The sequence below is a fragment of the Mycobacterium sp. M23085 genome (genome assembly GCF_045343915.1).
GTDB lineage: Bacteria > Actinomycetota > Actinomycetes > Mycobacteriales > Mycobacteriaceae > Mycobacterium.
Map to the genome: position 1 here is coordinate 5175235 of NZ_CP174280.1, position 22022 is coordinate 5197256.

Sequence of the window (22022 nt, forward strand, 5' to 3'; positions counted from 1 at the left end):
CCCGGCGACCCGCTGCGCCCGGCTACGCCGCGCTGGCGATCGCCACTGGTCCGCAGTTGGGTGCGGTCGTGCCAGTACGCTAGAGTCGTCCCGCGATCGGGTTAGTCCCCTGTAGCTCAATTGGCAGAGCATTCGGCTGTTAACCGAAGGGTTCCTGGTTCGAGTCCAGGCGGGGGAGCAAAATTCACTGCGCCGCTTTGCCGGCTCTCATTGGCCGATCGCTATGCCGGCCGGATTTCCCGCCCATCCCGGCGTGGGTGACAAGCCCAGATGCTCGCGCAAGGTGTGGCCGCGGTATTCGGTGCGGAAGCTGCCGCGTTCCTGCAGCAGTGGCACCACCTTGTCGACGAACTCATCGAGGCCGTGCGGCGTCAGGTGCGGCACCAGGATGAACCCGTCGCAGGCGTCCGACTGCACGTAGCGATCGATCTCTTCGGCGACCTGCGCCGGAGTCCCGACGAACTGCTGGCGGCTGGTCACTTCGATGATCAGCTCTCGGATCGACAGGCTTTCGGCTTCCGCTCGGGCGCGCCAGGCTTGGGCGACGGTCTTGGGGTCGCCGTGCCGGACCCGTCCCCGGGTGATGTTCGGGTTCTCGACGGGGTCGACGTCGGGCAGCGGCCCGTCGGGGTCGTAGGCCGATAGGTCCACGCCCCACACCTGTTCGAGGAACGCGATCGCGGTCGGGCCACTGACCTGCTGCTCGCGGAGATAGCGGGCGTTGTCCTGCGCCTCGGCGGGTGTATCACCCAGCGCGAACGTCGCGCCGGGCAGCACCTTGAGCTGATCGGGGTCGCGCCCGTAGGCGGCGGCGCGGCTCTTCACGTCGGCGTAGTAGCGCTGGCCTGCCTCGAGCGAACCGTGCAACGTGAACAAGGCGTCGGCGTGCCTGGCGCCGAAGTCGCGGCCGTCGTCGGAGTCACCGGCCTGCAGTAGCACGGGATGACCTTGCGGCCCAGCGGGCAGCGAGGCGACGCCGCGGACGCTGAATTGCGGGCCGACGTGCTCGACGATGCTGATTCGGGTCGGATCGGCATAGATTCCGGCGTCGACGTCGGCCACCACGGCCTCGGGTGACCAGCTGTCCCAGAATCGCCGCGCCACAGTGATGAATTCCTCGGCCCGGCGGTAGCGGTCGGCGTGGGCGAGAAATCCACCGCGGCGGAAGTTCTCTCCGGTGAACGCGTCCGAGGAGGTGACCATGTTCCAGCCCGACCGACCGTCGGACAGGTGATCCAGGGTGGCGAATTGCCTTGCCACTTCGTAAGGTTCGTTGAAAGTCGTGTTGATGGTGCCGACGAGGCCGAGCCTGTCGGTGACCGCGGCGAGCGCCGCCAGCACGGTGAAGGTGTCGGGCCTGCCGACCACGTCGAGGTCGTGGATCTTGCCGAGATGCTCGCGCAACCGCAGCCCTTCGGCCAGGAAGAAGAAGTCGAACAGTCCCCGCTCGGCGGTCCGGGCAAGGTGCACAAACGATTCGAACGCGATCTGACTGCCAGCGGTCGGATCGGACCACACCGTGGTGTTGTTCACCCCGGGGAAGTGTGCGCCCAGATGTATCTGCTTGCGGCGGTTGGCTTCTCGAACGCTCATTCGGTCAATCCCCATCGCTTGGCGATCAGTTCATGCGAGCGGAGCCGGTCGGCGTGCCGGTGCGTCACCGAGGTGATCACCAGTTCGTCGGCATCGGTGACCCGGCGCAGCAGCTCGAGCCGGTCGGCGACCTCGTCCGGGTTGCCCACGAATTGCGTTGCGGTACGGTCGGCCACCAGTGCCTGCTGGTCCTCGGTCAACGGCTCGCAGAAGTCGGGATCCGGGTAGGGAATCGCGCCGCCGCCGCTGCGGATGGACCGCACCCAGCGGCCGTACCCTGATGCGAGATGTCGCGCGGTCGCGCTGTCCTCGGCGACCACGACATCGGCCGACACCACCACATACGGCGCGGCCAGCCGGTCGGATGGCCGGAACGCGTTGCGGTAGGCGGTGATCGCGTCCAGCGCCGTACCGGGGGTGATGTGGTAACTCGCGACAAACGGGAGCCCGCGGGCCCCGGCCACTTCGGCGCTTTGGCCCTTGGTGCTGCCGAAGATCCACGGCGTCAGCTGCGCGTGTTCGCCCGGAACGGCATGTAGCTCATGGCCATTGACGGTGTAGGTGCCGGCCAGCATCGCTTCGATGTCGGCCAGTTGTTCGGCGAAGTCCGGCGGCTGCGCGCCCGGTTGGGCGAGCACCGACGCCTGAGCGCGGATACGGTCGCTTTTCATCAGCGGGGTCTGGTCGAAGGGCGTGGGGATGACGATCCCGTCCACCTCGCGCCACGGTGTGGCGGTGCGTTCGGAAGCTGCCGGGGACGAGGCGGCGGCCTCTTTGCGCCGCTGCCCGGATCGGCCCAGCCCCATGTCAATGCGGCCCGGATAGAGCGCGTCGAGGATGCCGAAGCTTTCCACCACGGCCAGCGCCGTCGTGTGGCCGACCTGCACCGCGGCCGACCCGACATGGATTCGTTCTGTGGCCGCGGCGATTTGACCGATCAGCGTCACCGGCGACGAGCTGGCCACCGCGACGAAGTGGTGCTCGGCGACCCAGTAGCGCTTGTATCCCCAGTGCTCGGCGTGCCGGGCCAGGTCGATGGTGTTGCGCAACGCCGTCGCGGCGTCGCTGCCGGCGCTGATCGGCGCGAGGTCGAGGATCGACAGCGGAGTCACGGTCATGACGGCGCCGTCGCGTAGCGGTTGGGAGCGGACGCCAGACCCAGGCGTCCGCGCAGGGTCTCGCCGTCGCGGTAGCCGGTGCGGAATCGGCCGGCGCGCTGCAGCCGCGGCACCAGGTCGTCGACGATGGCGGGCAGGTCGATAGCGTTGATCGCTGGCCGCAGCCGTACCCCGTCTACCCCGGCGTCCTGCCAGGCGAGCAGCAGGTCCGCCAAATCGCTTGCGCTGCCGATGAATACCCGCGCATCGGAGGAGATGTCCGCCGCCGGCGCCGTGGGATCGTCGGCCAGCGATACCACCAGGTCCGCATAGACTTGGATCTCCCGGGCCGCGGTGCGTTGCGCCTGGCCGACGTCGCGCAGGATCGCGCGCAGCGAACCTTCATCGTGCGGGGTGATGAACACGAGGTCGGCATTGGCGGCGGCGAATTCGTAGGCCCGCGGCGCGTGTGCCAGCGCTGCTACCACCGGCTGGCCCTGGGGTGGCCGCGGAGTGATCGAGGGCCCCTTGACCGAGAAGTGGTCGCCGACGAAATCGATGTAGTGCAGCTTGTCGCGGTCGATGTAGCGACCGGTTGCGACATCGCGGATGACGGCGTCGTCCTCCCAGCTGTCCCAGAGGCGGCGCACCACCTCCACGGCGTCGGCGGCCTCATCGAACAGTTCGGCGCCTTCGGGGGCGGGCCGACGGCCGAATAATGCCGATTCGTGCGCGGTCGGGCTCACCCGTACCTGCCAGCCCGCCCGGCCATGCGAGATATGGTCAAGCGTCGCAATCGCTTTCGAGATGTGGAACGGCTCGGTGTGTGTGACCGTCGCAACGGGAATCAGCCCGATGCGCCGGGTGGCCGGCGCGATCCGGGCTGCCACCAGCGTGGCATCGGCACGTCCCGCCAGGCGCCGCGGGGAGATTTCGGCGTGACGCCCGGGCTGGGCGTCCAGGCTGTCGTCGACGGTCAGGAAGTCCAGCAGCCCGCGCTCTGCGATGGCCGCCAGCGCGGCCCAATAGCGACCGCTGAGTTGCCCGCCACCGGTCGCGTTGTGCGCGAACGCGTATCGCCACGCCTGGGGGTGCCAGCCGTAGCCGTCCAGACCCACGGCCACATGCAGCTCGGTCATCAGCGGTCCTCGAGGGTGTCACCGTCGCGCGTCGTGGTCATAACCCACTGTGCAACGCTGCGGGCGGCAATGCATTCCAGGGCCGGGTTAAGTTCAGCGTGAGTATTAGTTCGCCGAGCTCATCGCGGTGGTGGCGGCCGATTCACGGTTCGATGCAGCGTGGCGAATACCCGGCGATCAGAGCGTGTTCAGCTGGGCGCCACGATGTTTCATCGCTCAGATGGAGAAGTCCTCGCCGTGCCAGACACCGGCTTCCGGCGGCCTGATGATGTGATTGGTCTGGGCACCGTCCGCGCGGGCCTCCAGTTTGGTCACCCGGGTCAGCAGCGACTGCAGGCTGACGCCAACCAGGTCGGGCATCATCGAGTCGTCCGGACTGCCTGGTCGGCTGCGGCTGATGACCTGCCCGGGCACCCCGACGACCACCGAGCTCGACGGGACCTCTTTGACCACCACCGCGTTGGCGCCGATGCGGCTGTCGTCGCCGATTTTGATCGCGCCCAAGATCTTCGCCCCGGCGCCGATGGTCACCCGATCCCCGATGGTGGGATGGCGCTTTCCGGTGTCCCGGCCGCTGCCGCCGAGGGTGACGCCGTGGTAGAGGGTCACGTCCTCGCCCACCTCGGCGGTCTCTCCGATCACCACGCCGGTCGCGTGGTCGATGAAAAGACCGGGACCCAGCACCGCGCCGGGATGGATTTCGACGCCGGTCAGGATTCGGGTGATCTCGGCGGTGATGCGCGCGGCCAGCCGTGCGCCGCGCTGCCACAGCCAGTGGTTGATGCGGTGGCCCCAGATGGCATGCACGCCCGGGTAGGCGAAGATCACCTGCAGCGTGGTCGGAACGGCCGGGTCGCGTTCCCTGGCCGCTCGTATGTCGCGTCGGATGGCTTCGAGCATGGCTAATCGGCCAGGTCGGCGAACAACGGCGTGCTCAGGTAGCGCTCGCCGAAGTCGGGCAGCACCACGACGACGAGCTTTCCGGCATTCTCGGGCCGGCGGGCCACCTGCAGCGCGGCGACCACCGCGGCCCCCGAGGAGATACCGACCAACAGTCCCTCTTCGGCGGCCAGCCGCCGGGCCAGGGTGATGGACTCCTCGTTGCCGACGGCGATGACCTCGTCGACCAGATCCATCGCGAGCACCGGCGGGACGAACCCGGCGCCGATACCCTGGATGGGGTGCGGCCCTTTCTGTCCGCCGGACAACACCGGCGACGCGGCCGGCTCCACGGCGATGAATTGCGCTGAGGGCTTGCGTTCCTTGATCACCTGAGCCACACCGGTGATGGTGCCGCCGGTGCCCACCCCGGCGACGAAGATATCGACTTTGCCTTCGGTGTCGCGCCACACCTCCTCGGCGGTGGTGGCGCGGTGGATCGCGGGGTTGGCCTTGTTCTCGAATTGCTGTGGCACGAAATACCGTTGGTCACTTTTGGCCAGTTCCTCGGCCTTCGCGATAGCGCCGGGCATGCCCTCGGAGCCCGGCGTCAGAACGATCTCAGCGCCCAAGGCCCGCAACAACATTCGTCGCTCGACGCTCATGGTCTCCGGCATGGTGAGCACGCAGCGGTAGCCGCGGGCGGCGGCCACCAGCGCCAGGGCGATGCCGGTGTTCCCGCTCGTCGGCTCGAGGATGATGGTGTCCGGTTTGATCAGGCCCGCCTGCTCGGCCGCGTCGATCATCGCGACGCCGATCCGGTCCTTGACGCTGTTGCCCGGGTTGAAGAATTCCAGCTTGGCGACGACGTCGGCGACCGCACCGTCGGTGACCCGGTTCAGCCGGACCAGCGGGGTGTTACCGATCAACTGCGTGACGTTCTCCGCGATGCTCATCTACCTATTGTCTCCGACGACGTAGGACCAGGCCTCGGCCTGCCAGCTAATATCGAACTCTATGTTCATCTCGGTGGGGATGGCTAGCGCTACCGGGGTAAAGCGTTGCGACGCTTCATCCAGCGCCACCCCGGTGAGCACGCGTCCATGCAGATCGCCAACCGTTTTCGCGGTAAGCGTTATTCCCGAGGTGTTCGATGCCCGACGTAGGTAGAAGTCCGTGCCGGGTTCGATGGCGCCGTTGAGCAAGAAGCCGTCCGCGTCGACCAATTGCCCAGTTTTGGCGCTGAGTATCAGCGGGATCAGCACCTGAAAGGGTCCGACCAGTTCGGAGTCCGCGGTGGCGTGGTGACCGACCAGTAGGTCTTCGTCGGCTGGGTGGACGGCCTTTTGGGCCTGCGCGAGCAGGTAGTTGTACAGATGCACCACCTTGTCGGCGTTGCGGTAGTGGCGGGTACCGGTGAGCCGGAAACTGACGTGCTCAATCCTGGGCGTGCCCGCCTCGCAGTGTGCGACCAACCGGTAGTAACGGTATCCGCGCCCACCGCGGCCGTGGCTGCTAGACGACAGAGTGCTGCCCTCGCCCAACGTGCGTTGATGACGGCCGGTTCCGGGCCCCACGTTCAGCTCCGAACCGGAAACATCATGCCAGTCAACGCGATTGGCCGATTTCTGCAACCGCACATTGACACTCCCGTTCGAGGCGGCCCATACCGAGTAACCGCCGAGCTGAGGCGCGCCGTCGAACTCGAACGTGATCACCGGACCAGCTGACCGGTGTACCGCGATGGGCACGTTGAGCGGCCGGGTGTCCAGCGTCAGGCCGTTGGTGAAGAACCAGATCGCGGCCTGCGTCGCGGCGATCGCCTCGTGTTCGTTGATGTTGGCCGACCCCAGCGGATAGCCGGCCTCGCGCACCTGATGGCTCAGTTCGGCGGTGGAGCGCATCGGAAACGAGTGCCGCAGGATCCAGTCGACCTTGGCTTCGTGACCAGTGGTGCGCAGGTGCGGCAGCGCAGACCAGGTGTCGACGCGGTAGCGCGACGGGTGCTGCGGTGCGACGCCGGTGAAGTCCAGCGAGTAAGCGTGCACGTTCGGGTTGAGCCTGATCAGGTCGGTGCGTGCCCAGCTACCGTCGGTGAACACGATCCGGTCGACGGTGTGGGAATACGTGCCGCCCCGGTAACGCGTCATGCGGTTGACTGCGGTGACCGGCCGGATCATCGAACGCCGACGGGTCGCCACCGGCGCCAGGGCACGGTTGGGCTCGGACAAGATGGTCATGGGTTGTTGATCTTCCTGAGGGGCTTGCCATGGGCCCGCGTCTGCACGCCGGGCAATGACCCGGCGATACCGCCCCGAAATGGGCTGGCGCGGGGATTTCTACAGCGTCAGAGGGCTTGCGGAAATCAACAACAACAGCAACAACAGTCCACGACGACGCAGCGCGACGGGACAAAGCGCAGCTGTGCGGGGTGTTGCATGTCCCCACTATAGGGCATCGGCGCTTCTCGGCTCGTTTCGCTCAGTCCGGCTGTAAACCTTCTGGCCGGGTCGTGGTGTTGCCTAGGCTCGGCGCGCGGACCCGCTTCTGGTGGGGGACGATAGATCCGCTCGGCCCCGGCCGCTGTATTCGACCAAGTACGAAAGGACCCCGATGACGTCGGCTCAAAACGAGTCTCAGACACTTGGCGATCTCGCTGCCAGACAACTAGCCAATGCGACCAAGACCGTCCCCCAGCTCTCGACGATCACGCCGCGCTGGCTGCTGCACCTGCTGGGCTGGGTTCCGGTGGAGGCGGGCATCTACCGGGTGAACCGCGTGGTCAACCCCGAGCAGGTGGCGATCAAGGCCGAGGCGGGCGCCGGGACCGACGAACCGTTGCCGGAGACCTATGTCGACTACGAGACCAGTCCGCGCGAGTACACGCTGCGGAGCATCTCGACCCTGGTCGACATCCATACCCGGGTCTCCGACCTGTACTCGAGCCCGCATGACCAGATTGCCCAACAGCTGCGGCTGACCATCGAGACGATCAAGGAACGCCAAGAATTCGAGCTGGTCAACAGCCCCGAGTACGGTTTGCTAGCGCAGGTCACGCCGGAGCAGACCATCCAGACGCTCGCCGGTGCGCCGGCACCCGACGATCTCGACGCGCTGATCACCAAGGTGTGGAAGACGCCCAGTTTCTTCCTCACCCACCCCTTGGGCATCGCCGCATTCGGCCGGGAAGCCACATATCGGGGCGTCCCGCCGCCAGTGGTGAGCCTGTTCGGTGCGCAGTTCATCACCTGGCGTGGCATTCCGTTGATCCCGTCGGACAAGGTGCCGGTGGAGGACGGCAAGACCAAGTTCATCCTGGTGCGCACCGGCGAGGAGCGTCAGGGTGTCGTCGGCCTGTTCCAGCCGGGCCTGGTCGGGGAGCAGGCGCCGGGACTGTCGGTGCGCTTCACCGGCATCAACCAGTCAGCGATCGCGACTTACCTGGTCACCCTGTACACGTCCCTGGCTGTCCTCACCGATGACGCGCTCGCCGTGCTCGACGACGTCGCTGTGGACCAGTTCCATGAGTACAAGTGAGTACCGAGCGGTAGACGCCGAAAGCGACCTGCCTATCAGCTCCGCGGAGCTGGCGGCGCTGGCCACCCAGCTGTATGCGGCCAGCATCAGGCCGGGTCCCGACACTCCGCCACAGTCGGCGCCGGTGGCTCCGCGAGGCGGCGTGCCGGATACCACGGCGGCGACGTCAACCGGCCAGGCGGCCGCGGGGGCTGCCGACCTGTACCCGTCGCCGGTCCCGCGACTCGCTGTCTCCGACATCTACCTGCCGGCGCCGACTTCCGCCGAACCCGAAGCCCCACCGCAGACCGTGCCGGTGAGCCCGCGTGGGGGAGCGCCCGACACGACGACTGCCGCTGCGGCGCCTTGGTTCGGCGCAGACCCCGGTGCGTTCGCGGTGCCGAGCGGCATCGTGCCCACGGTGCCCGGTGTGCTGGCCAGGACGACACCGGGCGTGCCCGCAGGCTTGCCCAGTTCGGCTAGAACGCCGTCGTGGCTGCCCGGTGCCCCCACCGTGGCCGACCTGGGCTGGTCCGACACGCCCGCGTCGGTGCCGAACGCACCCGCCGGTGACGATGGGGACTACTACTTCCTCACCAAAGCCGCTACCAGTCCGCAGCTTTCAGACGAGCACGAGGTTTTCGACGTCAACGCGATCCGGGCGGACTTCCCGATCCTGAAGGAGATCGTCAACGGAAAACCGCTCATCTGGTTCGACAACGCCGCGACCACGCAAAAGCCGCAAGTTGTGATCGATCGGTTGTCGCACTTCTACGCCCATGAGAACTCCAATATCCACCGCGCCGCGCACGAGCTGGCGGCCCGGGCCACCGACGCCTACGAGGAGGCCCGCGACACGGTAGCCGAATTCATCGGCGCGCCAAGCTCGGAAAACATCGTGTTTGTGCGTGGCACCACCGAGGCGATCAACCTGGTGGCTCATGCCTGGGGTGGCAAGCATCTGCAGCCTGGTGACGAGATTGTCATCACCCACCTGGAGCACCACGCCAATATCGTTCCGTGGCAGCTTATTTCGCAGAAGACCGGCGCGATCCTGAAGGTGGCTCCAATAGATGACGCGGGCAACCTGCTACTGAACGAGTTCGAGGACCTACTGGGGCCGCGGACCAAACTGGTCGCCGCGAGCCAGGTGTCCAATGCGTTGGGCACGGTGGTACCGGTGGACCAGGTCGTCGAGCTGGGCCATCGCTACGGCGCCAAGGTGCTGATCGATGGCGCTCAGTCGATTCAGCACATACCGATCAACGTCGCCGAACTCGGCGCAGACTTTTTCGTGTTCTCCGGACACAAGATCTACGGCCCCACCGGGATCGGTGCACTCTACGGCACCGAGGAGGCGCTGACCGAGACACCACCGTGGCAGGGCGGCGGCCATATGATTGCCGACGTCACGCTGGACCGGTCGCTCTACCAGGGGCCGCCGACCAAGTTCGAGGCCGGCACGGGCAACATCGCCGACGCGGTCGGGCTGACCGAAGCGCTGCGCTATGTGCGACGGTTAGGCGTCGAGCGGATCGCCGCCTACGAGCGCAGCCTGCTCGAGTACGCGACGCCGCGACTGGCCGACATTCCCGGTGTGCGCCTGGTGGGGACCGCCGAGGAGAAGGCCAGCGTGCTGTCGTTCGTGCTGGCCGGCCACGAGCCGCTCGAGGTGGGCAAGGCGCTCAACGCCGAGGGCATCGCGGTGCGCGCCGGTCACCACTGCGCCCAGCCGGCCCTACGGCGATTGGGCCTTGAAGCAACGGTTCGCCCGTCGTTCGCCTTCTACAACACGATCGAGGAGATCGATGTGTTCCTGAAGGCGGTGCGCCGCATCGCCGAGGGCGGTGCCAACGTCGGCTGAGTGACCGGCGAGCCGGGGTGGCGAGCGGAAGTCGGGGGCGCTGAGCCCTTAGGTCCCTGCGCCCCAACCGAATACGCGTGACGTCAACAGCACGATGCCGAGCGAGACGATGGCGACGACCGTGAGCCCGATGACCGCGACCACCAGCGGACGCCACCCGGTGCGCGCGATCTGACGGATATCGGTGTTGAGTCCCACCCCGGCGAAGGTCAGCAGAAACGCCCATTTCGAGACGTTGGCGAGGTTCGCGGTTTGACCCTTGGTCAGCCAGCCCGCGGTGGCGATCGCCGAGACCACCAGGAAGCCGAGCACGAATTTCGGGAATTTGTTCCAGATGAACGCGGCCTTCGCCCTGGCGCCCCGCGCGATTTCGTCGGCTTCCCCCCGTCCCGCCCAAAACAGCGCGAAGCCCAGCACCACGAACCCGATCAGCGCGTTGCGGGTCGACTTCACCAGCACCGCGATCTTGCCGGCATGGTCGGAGTACAGATATCCGGTGGCGGTGGTCTCGGCGGTGTTGTCCACGGAAAGCCCTGCCCACAAACCGAATTCGTGGTCGCTGAGACCTATCGCGTGCCCTAGTGGCGGCAACACGAACAATGACACCGCTCCCAGCGCCAGGATCGCCGCGATCGCGTAACTGACGTCGGAGTTGCGGGCCCGGATCGCGCCCTTGGCCGCCACGATGGCCGACACCCCGCAGATGGACGTGCCTATCGCCAACAGCGAACCGAGCTTGCCCGATAACCCGAACGCCCGTGCCACCACGATGATGATCGTTCCGGCGATGGTCATGTCCACCAGAATCTGCACCAGGCTGATCCCGCCGAGTTTGGCGACATCGCCCAGCACGAATCGCGAACCAAGCGCCACGATCCCGGCCTTGAGCCAGAATTCGTAGGTCAGCACACCGGGACGAAAGATCGGATGCAGGCCGATGGTGTTGGTGATGAGCAACCCGATCACGATCGCCCACAACACATATTCGATGTCGGGCACGGTCCAGTGCTCGTGTTTGGCCAGTGTGTTCCACCAGATCTGGGCGTACTTGCCCAGCACCCCCACGCCGACCAGGAGCAGGATGCCGGGCGCATAGTCGAGCGGGCGGGTGCTAATGAAGGTGGCTTCGGCCGACGTTTCGTCGGGTTCCACGCGCACCGTGCTCACGCCGGTCACCACGGAATCTTCGGGAGCACGTCAGCCACGGCCAATGCGACGATCACACCCGCCACCGCGGTCGCCCACCAGTCCACCGACACCGAACCGAGCCGGGCCGCCCAGTCCGGCCCGTACGGAGTGTCCGGGTCCTTTCCGTCAGTTGGCACGCCTTCACCCACGATGACCGCTCCTCAAGCGCCTGTGGCGGCAACTGTCGGCCGCACCCGTCGACCCGAATGGTGGCGTTATCGGGCGTCACAGCCAACTGATTGGCTCGCGCTGAATTTAGGTCTGGCGGTCGATCAGGTTGGCAGGCCGTACTTCTCGGCGTCGGCGCGGTAGCGGTCCACCCACTCGTCGGAGCGCTGGTCGGCCTGGCGTTCCAGGACCGGGTCGGGCGCCAGTTTTGGGTCCAGCCCCAACGCCTCGAGAATGGATCCCACCACCTGAGTCAGGTTGCGCCACAACACCGGATACGAGATGTCCATCGGCTTGATGTCTTCTTCGGCGAACCAGTTTCGCCAGCCCTCTTCCTGCGCGCGCAACATGGTGACGACGTGGGCGATTGCTCCGGCGTGATAGGTGGCGCGCGCGTCGCGGGCCGGATCGGGCCTGCCCCGCCAGACCCGCGTCTGCACCGCCCGCCAGAACGACACCGCCTGGGAAACCACATCGGGCCGGTAGACGTGAATCAGCAGCGGCTGCTCGCCCACCACGTCGGTGATCGCCGCCAGCAGGCCGTCACCGCTGCGATCCGGCAGGTTCTTCGCGCGGTCCAGCAGCAGCGGCGTCTGGTTCCACATCAGTTTGCCGCCCCACACCCCGTTCGGTGTCCGTCCGACCGTGCGGATGTAGGCGCGCCAGATCTCCGGCGGCGCCAGGTCCGGCGTCCCGGCGTCCAGCGGATCAAGCAGGCTCAGGATCGACTCGTCCTCGACGCCGGCAAACCACTCCCGTGGCTGCGGAGACTGGCTGGTGGACGGGAGATACTGGAAGAACTCCTGCGGCTCCCCGGCCACGCCGGTGGCGCGCAGCGACTCAACCAGCAGCGTGCTGCCGCTGCGCTGTGACGCCAACACCAGATATGACGACGGGCTACTTGTCACCGGCAGAGTGTATCCAGAACCGTCATCTCTTATTCGGGCTAGCGTGATTACGGTCAGGCTGAAGCAAACCCTTGCATGAAAACGGACAAATCCGAACTGTGGCGTTCGGCGACGACAGCCGAACGGGACGGTGGCCGTGGGTGCTCATCTGGTTTCGGAGCGGACGGAAGCCCGCGCAAGCGACGCATACCGTGTCGCGTTGAGAAGTGCTGCGCCCGTGTCGGTTTCGGACCTTTCCGACGGACGGCGCCCCGGACTGCGTGCGCCACCGAAAAAAGGGGGCGCCGGCCCGTCGGCCCACCGCCGCCCTGCGGCGGCGTCGTCTGCCCGGCCGCAACGCACCTGGCAGGTCAGTGGTCTGCCGGATGTCCGTGGGCGATAGAAATATCAACTGTGCCTCCGTGGGCAATACCCACATTTCTTCTTGTTGATCGCAAACCTGACGTCGGGCATCGCTTTGCCCGTACATTCCTTCATCTATGCGCTGAAACAGCGTGGCGCAGGTAAACGGTGCCGTTTGCTTTGGAGCAGCGAATTACGAACGCATAAACGCTGTTACGGAATTGGGGGTCGGGTTGAACCAAGGACCGCCAGTGAGTTGGGCAAGCAGCGTGAACGCGTCGACCCTCGCGAAGCCCATGAACGCGCTGGGCCAATTCTTTCTGCTCAGCGCCGAGGCATTGGTCGCGGCGGTGCGCGGGCCGTGGGCGTGGCGCGAAGTTCTCGAACAGATTTGGTTTGTCGCACGGGTTTCCATTTTTCCGACCATCATGTTGTCGATTCCCTACACGGTGCTGATCGTGTTCGTTCTCAACATCCTGCTCGTCGAGATCGGCGCCGGTGATCTCTCTGGTGCCGGTGCCGGATTGGCCTCGGTGACCCAGGTCGGACCGGTTGTCACGGCGATGGTCGTCTCGGGTGCCGGCTCGACGGCCATGTGCGCGGATCTCGGCGCCCGCACCATCCGCGAGGAGATCGACGCGATGAAGGTGATCGGCGTCAATCCTATTCAGGCACTGGTGGTTCCGCGTATCATCGCGGCCACTTTCGTCGCGGTCCTGCTGTACTCGGTGGTGGCGGTGACCGGGTTGACCGGCAGCTACATCTTCGTGGTCTTCGTCCAGCACGTGACGCCCGGTGCGTTCGTCGCGGGCATGACGTTGGTCACCGGGCTGCCACAGGTGGTGATCTCCCTTATCAAGGCGACCCTGTTCGGGCTCTCCGCCGGGCTGATCGCCTGCTACAAGGGCTTGGCGGTGGGCGGTGGCCCGACCGGCGTCGGCAACGCGGTGAACGAGACCGTGGTCTTCTCCTTCATGGCCTTGTTCTTCATCAACATCCTGACCACCGCGCTCGGCGTGAAGGTGACGGCCAAATGACCGATGCCGCACGCGAACCGTCGTGGTTCGTCACCCTGGGCCCCCGGCTCACCGATTCCACCCGCAAGCTGGGTGAACAGACCGCGTTCTACGGGCAATCGCTGACCGCCACCGTCGACGCCATACGGCGATACCCCGGAGAACTGCTGCGGCTGATCGCCGAGATGGGCATGGGTACAGGCGCATTGGCCGTCATCGGCGGCACGGTGGGCATCATCGGTTTTCTCACGCTGACCACCGGAGCGCTCGTCGCGGTGCAGGGCTACGACACGCTGTCCAACATCGGCGTCGAAGCGCTGACCGGGTTTTTATCGGCGTTTCTGAACGTCCGGATGATCGCACCCTGCACCGCCGGTCTGGCGTTGGCCGCCACGATCGGTGCGGGCGCGACCGCACAGCTGGGCGCGATGCGCATCAACGAGGAGATCGACGCGCTGGAAGTCATGGGCATCCGCGCGGTCACCTACCTGGCGTCCACCCGGATCATCGCCGGAATCCTGGTCGTCATCCCGCTCTACGCCGTCGCCGTGCTGATGTCGTTCGTCGCGGCGAAGTTCCTCACGATCTATGTGTACGGGCAGTCGCGAGGCGTCTACGAGCATTACTTCGCCACCTTTTTGCGCCCCACCGACCTGTTCTGGTCGTTCCTGGCAGCGCTGACCATGGCAGCCGGGGTGATGGTCGTGCACACGTACTACGGCTTCACCGCTACGGGCGGTCCGGCGGGCGTCGGGGAAGCGGTCGGTCGGTCGGTGCGTTCGTCGATGATCGTCACGGCGTTCGTGTGCCTGATGATCTCGCTGTCCGTCTATGGACAGTCCGGCAACTTCAACCTGTCGGGATGACCGGATGAGTACTCACAAAGCCGACAGGGCATTCCAGCGAAACAGGACCCGCCACAGCAAGATTGACCCGATCTGGTGGGCGCCGACGTTATTCATCCTGATCGGTGGCCTGATCGCGATGACCGCGGCCTCGTTCTCGGGCAAATTTCAGGCCTTCGTGCCGCTCACGCTGGTGTCGGACCGCGCCGGCTTGGTGATGGAAGACGGCGCCAAGGTCAAGCTGCGGGGCGTCCAGGTAGGCCAGGTCGCTTCGATCGGCACCGACGTGAAGACGGCTCGGCTGCAGCTGAAAATCCAACCGGATGCCTTCAAGTACCTGCCGAGCAACCTCGAGGCTGAGATCAAATCCACCACGGCCTTCGGCTCCAAGTACGTCGATCTGATCGTTCCCGACCACCCGAGCCCCACATCGCTGAAGCCCGGTTCGCTGCTGCACTCGCGCAACGTCACCGTGGAAGTCAACACCGTCTTCGAGAATCTGCAGTCGGTGGTCCAGGCGCTCGACCCGGCAAAGCTGAACGCGATCCTGTCGGCCTTCGCGCAATCGGTGCGCGGCAAGGGTGCCCGGATCGGACAGGCGATCACCGACGCGAATAACGTGCTGCTCACCGTCAACCCGCGCATGGAGACCATCCACCAGGACTGGCAGCTGTTCGGCAAGACGACCGCCATATATTCCGATGCGGCGCAAAACATTCTGTCCATTCTGGACTCGGCGACGACGACGAGCGCGACCATCACGGAGGACCAGCGCTCGCTGGATTCGTTGCTGCTGTCCGCGATCGGATTCAGCCAGACCGGCATCAACGTGATCGGCCGCAACGAGTCGAACATCGTGCGGTCCATGAACCTCCTCGACCCGACCATGGCGCTGCTGGAAAAGTATTCTCCGACCTATACGTGCCTGTTCCAGGGTGCGCAATGGTATGTCGACCATGGCGGTCGAGACGCTTTGGGCGGCAACGGTTATTCCGTGATCCTTGACGCGGCACTGTTATTCGGCGACGACCCCTACCGTTATCCGAAACACCTGCCCAAGGTCAACGCCACCGGCGGGCCGGGCGGCAAGCCGAGCTGCGGTTCGCTACCGGACCCCAGCGCGAACTTCCCGGTGCGGGCGCTGGTCACCGATACCGGATGGGGTGCCGCCCCGAATGAGATCCGGACCAATGTCGCGGCGGGTAATCCATGGTGGGCCAACTGGTTCCCGACCACCAAGAACCCCCCGGAAGGTCCTCGCTACTTCTGGCGCGGGGGGCAGCCGCCGCCGTGAGAAGGAAATTATCCAGCATCATCCTACGCGTCGGGATCTTCACGACGGTCTGCTTGCTGTTCACTTTCGCGCTCATCGCGGTGTTCGGACAGCTGCGGTTCGAGGACCGCTCCAGCTATCGCGCGATCTTCACCAACATCTCCGGTCTGAAGTCGGGCAACTTCGTGCGGATCGCCGGGGTGGAAGTCGGCAAGGTCGGCGACCTGAGCCTGCACCGCGACGGCACGGTCACCGTCGACTTCGAAGTCGACAAAGGCGTTCGGCTGAGCGAGGGCACCAAGGCCGTCGTGCGTTATGAAAACCTGATCGGCGACCGCTATCTCGCGCTCGAGGAGGGTGCGGGGTCACCACGGCGGCTGCCGCCTGGGGCGACCATCCCGCTGGCCCGGACGTCGCCCGCGCTCGATCTCGACGCGTTGATCGGTGGTTTCCGTCCGTTGTTCCGCGCGCTGGACCCCGATCAGGTCAACGCACTGTCCGGTCAACTGCTGCGGATCTTTCAGGGTCAGGGCGGGACGCTGGCGTCGGTGTTGTCGCAGACCTCGATACTGACCTCGACCCTGGCCGGGCGCAGCGAGCTGATCGGCCAGCTGATCACCAACCTGAACACCGTGCTGCACACCTTCGCCACCCGCGATCGTGAGTTCTCCGACGGCGTGGACAAGCTGTCCCAACTGGTCGACGGCCTGGCCCAGCGCAGGAACGACATCTCGACCGGGCTCGCCTACATCAATGCGGCCGCGGGGTCGATCACCGATCTGCTCGCCCAGTCCCGTCAACCCATCAAAGACGTCGTGCACCAGACGGATCGCGTGTCCGGGCAGGTGCTCTCCGACAAAGAGTACGTCGACAAACTGCTCAAAGATCTGCCGGACATCTACCAGGTGCTCGCCCGGCAGGGCCTGAACGGTGACTACTTCGGTTTCTACTTCTGCGAGGTATTGCTCAAGCTGAACGGTAAAGGGGGCAACCCGATCTTCGTCAAGCTGTTGGGCCAGCCCAGCGGGCGGTGCACACCGCGATGAAGCTGAAAACCCCCAAGGTCCAATCGGCCGAGCGGCGGAACCCTTTCGTGCTGGGCGTGATGGGAACCGTCATCCTGGCTTGCGTGACCATCGTGGCCTTCCAGTACAACAAGTTGCCGTTCATCAAGAACACCGATGATTACGCAGCGTACTTCTCCGAAGCTGGTGGCATCAAACCTGGTAACACCGTGCGGGTTTCGGGCATGGGCGTAGGCCGGGTCTCCGACCTTCGCCTGGAGGGCACCAAGGTGCGGGTGGGCTTCACCGTCCGCAAGGGCGTCGATCTCGGTGACCGCACCGAGGCGGCGATCAAGACCGAAACCATACTGGGCGCCAAGATGCTCGAGCTGACGCCGCGCGGAAGCGGACGGTTGTCGGGCACCATTCCACTGCAGCGCACCACCTCGCCATATGAGCTGCCCGACGCGCTTGGCGATTTGACGACCACCATCAGTGGGCTGGACACCGCCCAACTGTCCACGGCCCTCACCACATTGGCCGACACCCTCAAGGCGACGCCGTCCAACCTGCGGCCAGCCTTGGAGGGCGTCGCCCGGTTCTCCGACACCCTCGACGGACGTGACGCGCAGCTACGCAGCCTGCTCGGCAACGCCAACAAGGTGTCGACGGTGCTGGGCAAGCGCAGCCGGCAGATCGCGGGACTGGTGGCCAACTCCAACGCCCTGTTGGCCGCGCTGCTCGATGAGCGAGATTCCCTGGACGCCCTGATGAACAACCTCACCGCGGTCTCGCACCAGATTTCCGGCCTGGTCAACGACAACAGGACCCAGCTCAAGCCCGCCCTCGACAAGCTCAACGGCGTGCTCGAAATCCTGGACAACCGCAAGGAAGACATCCAGAAGACGCTGCCCAAGTTCAAGCGCTACGCGATGTCCTTCGGCGAATGCTTGGGATCCGGACCGTTTTTCAAGGCCTACGTGGCCAACCTGGTTCCCGGCCAGATCGGGGGACCGGTACTCGACGCGGACATGTATGACCGGTTCTTGGACCCCAACCAGAAGCTGCCCTCGGAAGCGGTCGACCCGCCCACCGGCACCCCGCCCGTGCCGCCGGAGAACGCGCCTGTGCCGCTGTGGTCTCAGCCACCATCGCCCCCACCGTCGACGCCGCCCATCCGTACCGTTCCGCCGCCCTCACCGCACGATTTCGATTCGCCATGATCATCAGTCGAGGCGCCCTGCGCAAAGTGACCGCCGCCAGCCTGATCCTGACGCTGGCCGTGGCGTCTTTTCTGGTCGGCAACAAGCTGTGGAAAGACGTTGAAAAGAACGTCTACACCGCTTATTTCGCGGAGGCTAATGGCTTGTTCGTCGGTGATGAGATTCGCATCCTCGGGGTCGCCGTCGGCGTCGTGGACAAGATTGAGCCCCAGCCCGCCAGCTCCAAGGTGACGTTCTCGGTCGACAAGCAGTATTCGATCCCTGCCGACGCCCGCGCCGCCATCCTGTCGCCCTCGCTGGTGACCTCGCGGGCGATCCAACTCGTCCCGGCCTACTCCGGCGGACCCAAACTGAGCGCAGGGTCGTCGATTCCGCTGAGCCGCACCGCGGTTCCGGTGGAATGGGATGACTTTCGCAAGCAGCTGGAAAAGCTGACCGATGCCCTGCAGCCCACCAGCCCGGACGGGGTCAACTCGGTCGGCGAACTCATCGACTCGGCGGCGGACAACGTGCGCGGTCAGGGAGACACCGCGCGAGACACCGTACTCAAGCTCTCCGAGGCGACCTCGGCGCTCGGCGATCACGCCGATGACATCTTCAGCACGGTGCGTAATCTGCAGCTGCTGGTGTCCGCGCTGTACTCCAGCAGCGACCTGCTGGCCTCGTTCAACCAGAACTTGGCGAGCGTGACGACACTGTTGTCGAACACGCCCAACGAAGTTGGCAACGCGGTGAAGTCGCTGGACGGGGCGCTCACCGATGTGCGGGATTTCCTCGCCGAGAACCGCGAAGCGGCGGGTGTCACGTTCGATCGGTTGGGTTCCATCACAACGGCGCTCAACGACAGCCGCGGTGACATCAAGCAGATCCTGCACATCGCGCCGACGGTGTTCCAGAACTTCCTGAACATCTACCAGCCGGCCCAGAGCGCGATGACCGGAATCCTGGCCCTGAACAACTTCGCCGATATCCCGCAGTTCATCTGCAGCTCGATCGAGGCGGCGTCACGGGCGAGGCTGGCCCGGGTGTCGAAACTGTGCCTGCAGTACCTCAACCCGATCATCAAAAACCGGATCTACAACTACATTCCGGCGGGCATCAACCCGTTCGTCGGGACGCAGGCCCGGCCCAGCGAGATCACCTACAGCGAGGACTGGCTACGGCCCGGGTACACGCCCCCGCAAGCAGCCCAGCCGCCCGATGCGCCTTCCCCGCCGGATGGCGCACCGCCGCCGCCTCCCGGGCAGCCAGCACTCGCCGATCAGCCGCAACCGGCACCCGCGCCGGCGCCGAACACCACGTCCAACTCGATCGAGGTGCTGCAGAACCTGATGCTTCCGACGGGGCCGTCATGAGACGCCCGGTAGCCGTTCTCCTCGGCCTGATATGCGTAGCGTCGGTGTCGGCGTGTGGCTGGCGCGGCCTGAATTCGTTCAGCCTGCCCGGTACCGCGGGTGGGGGACCCAACTCGTACACGATCCAGGCGCAGATGCCCGATGTGGTCACCATCCAGGAGAACACCCGGGTCCGGGTGGACGATGTCAACGTCGGCAACGTCACCAAGATCGAGCTGCAGGATTGGCATGCGCTGGTCACCATGCGGATCAACGGCGACGTGCACCTGCCGGCCAATGCGACCGCCAAGCTGGGGCAGACCAGCCTGCTCGGTTCGATGCACATCGAACTCGCGCCACCCAAAGGTGAGCAACCGGTCGGCCAGCTCATGGCGGGATCGGTCATCCCGTTGTCGCGGGCGAGCCTGTATCCCACCACCGAGCAGACGCTGGCGTCGGTGTCAATCCTTTTGAACGGTGGGGGAATCGGCCAGCTGCAGGAGATCACCCAGGCGGTGGCCAAAGCATTCGCCGGACGTGAGAACGACATGCGCAGCCTGCTCAGCCAGATCGACGAGTTCATCGCCAAAACCAACGACCAGACCGACGACATCATCGCGGCCGCGGAGAATCTCAACGGGTTGGCCGGGCAGATCGCGGCCAACGACCCCGTCGTGGACAAAGCGCTGACGTCGGTGCCCAAGGCGCTGGACGTCTTGGCCAAGGAGCGCGCGAAGATCGCCGACACGATCGATCAGGTCGGCAAATTCAGCGCGATCGCCGCCGACACCATCCACCAGAGCAGGGAGTCTCTGGTGAACAACCTGCGCAACATCGCACCGGTGTTGCGGTCGCTGGCCGATGCCGGCCCTTCGCTCACCAAGGGCCTGGACGGTTTGGTGACCTATCCATGGCCGGCATCCACCGTGCGCAACTGGTTCCGCGGGGACTACGCCAACCTCACCCTGGTCGTCGACCTGACGCTGAGCCGCATCGACCAGGGGCTGTTCACCGGATCGCGATGGGAAGGCAACCTCACCCAACTCGAACTGCAGTGGGGCCGCACCATCGGCATGCAGCCGAGCCCGGTCACCGGGGGAAACCCGCTGACCTATCCATACCATTTCGGGGGATACTGAATGCTTCGGTTGAATCGGCGGACGTGGATCCAGTTGTCAATCCTGACGCTGGTGACCGTCGTTTCCTGTGGCGCAATGGCATTCAATTTCATGAAGCTGCCGGCCACGTTGTTCGGGATCGGCGAGTACAAGGTCACCGTCGATCTGCCGCAATCGGGTGGGCTCTACGAGACCTCGGTGGTCACCTACCGCGGTACCGATGTGGGCCAGGTCAAGTCGGTCGGCGTCACCGCCACCAGGGTGCGCGCGGTGCTGGCCATGAGATCGGGCGTCAAGGTGCCCTCCGACGTGCAGGCGTCGGTGCACAGTCGCTCGGCGATCGGCGAGCAGTACATCGAGCTGACGCCACGCCCCGGCCAGGGCGGCGAACATGCCCGAACGCTGCGTGACGGTGACGTCATCACCGCCGGACATGTCGACGTGCCCGTCGACATCGGGCACTTGCTCGACATGACGAACCGCGCACTGCAAGCGATTCCACGCGACAACCTGCGCACCGTGATCGACGAGACGAATCGCGCGGTCGGTGGCCTCGGGCCGGAACTATCCCGCATCGTCGACGGGTCGACCGCGCTGGCCATCGCCGGTGGTCGCACCGTCGACCCGCTTGCCGCCCTCATCGATCAGGCGCCGGCGGTACTCGACTCGCAGGTGCAGACGTCGGATGCGATCGCCACGTGGGCCGGCCACACCGCGGCCATCATGGCGCAATTCAAGGCTCAGGACGCCGCGGTGCGGGATCTGTTGACGCAGGGGACTTCCGGCGTCGAGGAAGGCCGCGCGATGCTGGACCGGGTGACTCCGGCGTTGCCGGTGCTGTTCGCCAATCTGGTGAGCCTCGGCGACATCGCCGTCGTCTACCGCCACGACATCGAGCAGCTCCTGGTGCTGCTCCCGCAGGGCATCGCGGCCATGGCGGCCATCATCGTGCCGAGCTCGAACACCAAGCAGGAGTACCGGGGCGCCCAGCTGGACTTCAACCTCAACCTCAACCTGCCGCCGCCCTGCACCACCGGCTACCTGCCGCCGCAGCAGCGCCGCTCACCGGCCAGCGTCGACGCGCCGGACCGGCCGGCCGCGGATCTGTTTTGCCGGGTGCCGCAGGACTCGGAGTTCAATGTCCGTGGCGTGCGGAACATTCCGTGTGAGAGCAAGCCATGGAAGAGGGCGCCCACGGTAGAGCTGTGCGAAAGCGATGAGGAGTACGTGCCGCTCAACGACGGTTACAACTGGAAGGGCGACCCGAACGCCACCACCAGCGGTCAGGGCGTGCCGCTTTATCCACCGGGCCAAGATCCGCGGCTGCCACCGCCGCGGGGCACCGCGCCGGCGCCGGCCGCGCCGCCCCCGCCGCCCGCTGTCGCGACCTATGACCCGGCCACCGGCGACTACATCGGGCCCGACGGCCGCCGCTATACCCAATCCGACCTGGCCCACCCGCGGGCCAAGAACTGGCAACAACTACTTGTCCCGCAACCCTGACAGTTTGAAGGA

General features: G+C 65.7%; 19 protein-coding genes and 1 tRNA gene. 11 read left to right on the forward strand and 9 right to left on the reverse strand.

Annotation, left to right across the window (positions count from 1 at the left end):
* The first annotated feature begins 105 nt into the window (after window positions 1–105).
* A tRNA-Asn gene (locus tag ACIUM1_RS24165) sits at window positions 106–178 on the forward strand.
* Between the two features lie 29 nt (window positions 179–207).
* On the opposite strand, the gene ACIUM1_RS24170 is transcribed toward ACIUM1_RS24165, so the two are convergent.
* From ACIUM1_RS24170 to ACIUM1_RS24195, 6 genes are all read right to left on the reverse strand, one after another.
* Window positions 208–1593 carry an NtaA/DmoA family FMN-dependent monooxygenase gene (locus ACIUM1_RS24170; RefSeq protein WP_406815008.1) on the reverse strand — a complete coding sequence of 462 codons (1386 nt, stop codon included), beginning with the start codon at window positions 1591–1593 and terminating at the stop codon, window positions 208–210.
* Complete coding sequence (locus ACIUM1_RS24175) at window positions 1590–2711, reverse strand: LLM class flavin-dependent oxidoreductase (RefSeq protein ID WP_406815009.1); 1122 nt, start codon at window positions 2709–2711, stop codon at window positions 1590–1592. The genes ACIUM1_RS24170 and ACIUM1_RS24175 overlap by 4 nt, the downstream gene beginning before the upstream one ends.
* Window positions 2708–3829 carry an LLM class flavin-dependent oxidoreductase gene (locus ACIUM1_RS24180; protein ID WP_406815010.1) on the reverse strand — a complete coding sequence of 374 codons (1122 nt, stop codon included), beginning with the start codon at window positions 3827–3829 and terminating at the stop codon, window positions 2708–2710. The genes ACIUM1_RS24175 and ACIUM1_RS24180 overlap by 4 nt, the downstream gene beginning before the upstream one ends.
* 216 nt (window positions 3830–4045) lie before the next feature.
* The gene (gene cysE / locus ACIUM1_RS24185) at window positions 4046–4729 is read right to left on the reverse strand and encodes a serine O-acetyltransferase (protein ID WP_406815011.1); all 684 of its coding nucleotides are present in this window, start codon (window positions 4727–4729) and stop codon (window positions 4046–4048) included.
* Window positions 4730–4731: 2 nt separating this feature from the next.
* Entirely contained in the window at window positions 4732–5664 is a 933-nt protein-coding gene (gene cysK / locus ACIUM1_RS24190) for a cysteine synthase A (RefSeq protein ID WP_406815012.1), read from the reverse strand.
* A complete protein-coding gene (locus tag ACIUM1_RS24195) occupies window positions 5665–6948 on the reverse strand; it encodes a thioester domain-containing protein (RefSeq protein ID WP_406815013.1) in 1284 nt (427 codons plus the stop codon).
* A 373-nt stretch (window positions 6949–7321) separates the two neighbouring features.
* Between ACIUM1_RS24195 and ACIUM1_RS24200 the strand changes: the two genes are divergently transcribed.
* Window positions 7322–8245, forward strand: a complete 924-nt coding sequence (locus ACIUM1_RS24200) for a family 2A encapsulin nanocompartment shell protein (RefSeq protein WP_406815014.1) — start codon at window positions 7322–7324, stop codon at window positions 8243–8245.
* Window positions 8232–10088, forward strand: coding sequence for a family 2A encapsulin nanocompartment cargo protein cysteine desulfurase (locus ACIUM1_RS24205; RefSeq protein ID WP_406815015.1), 1857 nt, complete (start codon window positions 8232–8234; stop codon window positions 10086–10088). Before ACIUM1_RS24200 ends, ACIUM1_RS24205 begins: the two co-directional genes overlap by 14 nt.
* Before the next feature lie 48 nt (window positions 10089–10136).
* Here ACIUM1_RS24205 and ACIUM1_RS24210 read toward each other — a convergent pair whose 3' ends face one another.
* The 3 genes from ACIUM1_RS24210 to stf0 form a co-directional block, all read right to left on the reverse strand.
* Window positions 10137–11267: a YeiH family protein gene (locus tag ACIUM1_RS24210; RefSeq protein ID WP_406815016.1), complete on the reverse strand. Its 1131-nt coding sequence runs from the start codon at window positions 11265–11267 to the stop codon at window positions 10137–10139.
* Window positions 11261–11413 carry a hypothetical protein gene (locus ACIUM1_RS24215; protein WP_406817904.1) on the reverse strand — a complete coding sequence of 51 codons (153 nt, stop codon included), beginning with the start codon at window positions 11411–11413 and terminating at the stop codon, window positions 11261–11263. The genes ACIUM1_RS24210 and ACIUM1_RS24215 overlap by 7 nt, the downstream gene beginning before the upstream one ends.
* A 135-nt stretch (window positions 11414–11548) precedes the next feature.
* Window positions 11549–12352: a trehalose 2-sulfotransferase gene (stf0, locus tag ACIUM1_RS24220; RefSeq protein ID WP_406815017.1), complete on the reverse strand. Its 804-nt coding sequence runs from the start codon at window positions 12350–12352 to the stop codon at window positions 11549–11551.
* 611 nt (window positions 12353–12963) lie between these two features.
* On the opposite strand from stf0, the gene ACIUM1_RS24225 reads away from it, so the two are divergent.
* Genes ACIUM1_RS24225 through ACIUM1_RS24260 form a run of 8 tightly spaced genes read left to right on the forward strand, consistent with a single transcriptional unit; the run spans window position 12964 to window position 22010 of the window.
* Window positions 12964–13731: an MlaE family ABC transporter permease gene (locus ACIUM1_RS24225; protein WP_406817842.1), complete on the forward strand. Its 768-nt coding sequence runs from the start codon at window positions 12964–12966 to the stop codon at window positions 13729–13731.
* Complete coding sequence (locus tag ACIUM1_RS24230) at window positions 13728–14576, forward strand: ABC transporter permease (protein WP_406815018.1); 849 nt, start codon at window positions 13728–13730, stop codon at window positions 14574–14576. Before ACIUM1_RS24225 ends, ACIUM1_RS24230 begins: the two co-directional genes overlap by 4 nt.
* Window positions 14577–14580: 4 nt before the next feature.
* Window positions 14581–15849 carry an MCE family protein gene (locus ACIUM1_RS24235; RefSeq protein ID WP_406815020.1) on the forward strand — a complete coding sequence of 423 codons (1269 nt, stop codon included), beginning with the start codon at window positions 14581–14583 and terminating at the stop codon, window positions 15847–15849.
* Window positions 15846–16874 carry an MCE family protein gene (locus tag ACIUM1_RS24240; RefSeq protein ID WP_406815021.1) on the forward strand — a complete coding sequence of 343 codons (1029 nt, stop codon included), beginning with the start codon at window positions 15846–15848 and terminating at the stop codon, window positions 16872–16874. Before ACIUM1_RS24235 ends, ACIUM1_RS24240 begins: the two co-directional genes overlap by 4 nt.
* Complete coding sequence (locus ACIUM1_RS24245; RefSeq protein WP_406815022.1) at window positions 16871–18055, forward strand: MCE family protein; 1185 nt, start codon at window positions 16871–16873, stop codon at window positions 18053–18055. Before ACIUM1_RS24240 ends, ACIUM1_RS24245 begins: the two co-directional genes overlap by 4 nt.
* On the forward strand, window positions 18052–19410 hold the full coding sequence (locus ACIUM1_RS24250; protein WP_406815023.1) for an MCE family protein: 1359 nt from the start codon (window positions 18052–18054) through the stop codon (window positions 19408–19410). The genes ACIUM1_RS24245 and ACIUM1_RS24250 overlap by 4 nt, the downstream gene beginning before the upstream one ends.
* A complete protein-coding gene (locus ACIUM1_RS24255; RefSeq protein ID WP_406815024.1) occupies window positions 19407–20528 on the forward strand; it encodes an MCE family protein in 1122 nt (373 codons plus the stop codon). The genes ACIUM1_RS24250 and ACIUM1_RS24255 overlap by 4 nt, the downstream gene beginning before the upstream one ends.
* Window positions 20529–22010 carry an MCE family protein gene (locus tag ACIUM1_RS24260; protein WP_406815025.1) on the forward strand — a complete coding sequence of 494 codons (1482 nt, stop codon included), beginning with the start codon at window positions 20529–20531 and terminating at the stop codon, window positions 22008–22010. It begins immediately after the preceding gene.
* The last annotated feature ends 12 nt before the right edge of the window (window positions 22011–22022 follow it).

Bases quoted from the DNA above. Each gene is read 5' to 3' on its own strand.
- cysK (WP_406815012.1), bottom strand. From the start codon at position 5,664: ATGAGCATCGCGGAGAACGTCACGCAGTTGATCGGTAACACCCCGCTG.
- ACIUM1_RS24200 (WP_406815014.1), top strand. From the start codon at position 7,322: ATGACGTCGGCTCAAAACGAGTCTCAGACACTTGGCGATCTCGCTGCC.
- ACIUM1_RS24170 (WP_406815008.1), bottom strand. From the start codon at position 1,593: ATGAGCGTTCGAGAAGCCAACCGCCGCAAGCAGATACATCTGGGCGCA.
- ACIUM1_RS24235 (WP_406815020.1), top strand. From the start codon at position 14,581: ATGAGTACTCACAAAGCCGACAGGGCATTCCAGCGAAACAGGACCCGC.
- ACIUM1_RS24255 (WP_406815024.1), top strand. From the start codon at position 19,407: ATGAGACGCCCGGTAGCCGTTCTCCTCGGCCTGATATGCGTAGCGTCG.
- ACIUM1_RS24205 (WP_406815015.1), top strand. From the start codon at position 8,232: ATGAGTACAAGTGAGTACCGAGCGGTAGACGCCGAAAGCGACCTGCCT.
- ACIUM1_RS24250 (WP_406815023.1), top strand. From the start codon at position 18,052: ATGATCATCAGTCGAGGCGCCCTGCGCAAAGTGACCGCCGCCAGCCTG.
- ACIUM1_RS24175 (WP_406815009.1), bottom strand. From the start codon at position 2,711: ATGACCGTGACTCCGCTGTCGATCCTCGACCTCGCGCCGATCAGCGCC.
- ACIUM1_RS24245 (WP_406815022.1), top strand. From the start codon at position 16,871: ATGAAGCTGAAAACCCCCAAGGTCCAATCGGCCGAGCGGCGGAACCCT.
- ACIUM1_RS24195 (WP_406815013.1), bottom strand. From the start codon at position 6,948: ATGACCATCTTGTCCGAGCCCAACCGTGCCCTGGCGCCGGTGGCGACC.
- ACIUM1_RS24260 (WP_406815025.1), top strand. From the start codon at position 20,529: ATGCTTCGGTTGAATCGGCGGACGTGGATCCAGTTGTCAATCCTGACG.
- ACIUM1_RS24230 (WP_406815018.1), top strand. From the start codon at position 13,728: ATGACCGATGCCGCACGCGAACCGTCGTGGTTCGTCACCCTGGGCCCC.
- cysE (WP_406815011.1), bottom strand. From the start codon at position 4,729: ATGCTCGAAGCCATCCGACGCGACATACGAGCGGCCAGGGAACGCGAC.
- ACIUM1_RS24180 (WP_406815010.1), bottom strand. From the start codon at position 3,829: ATGACCGAGCTGCATGTGGCCGTGGGTCTGGACGGCTACGGCTGGCAC.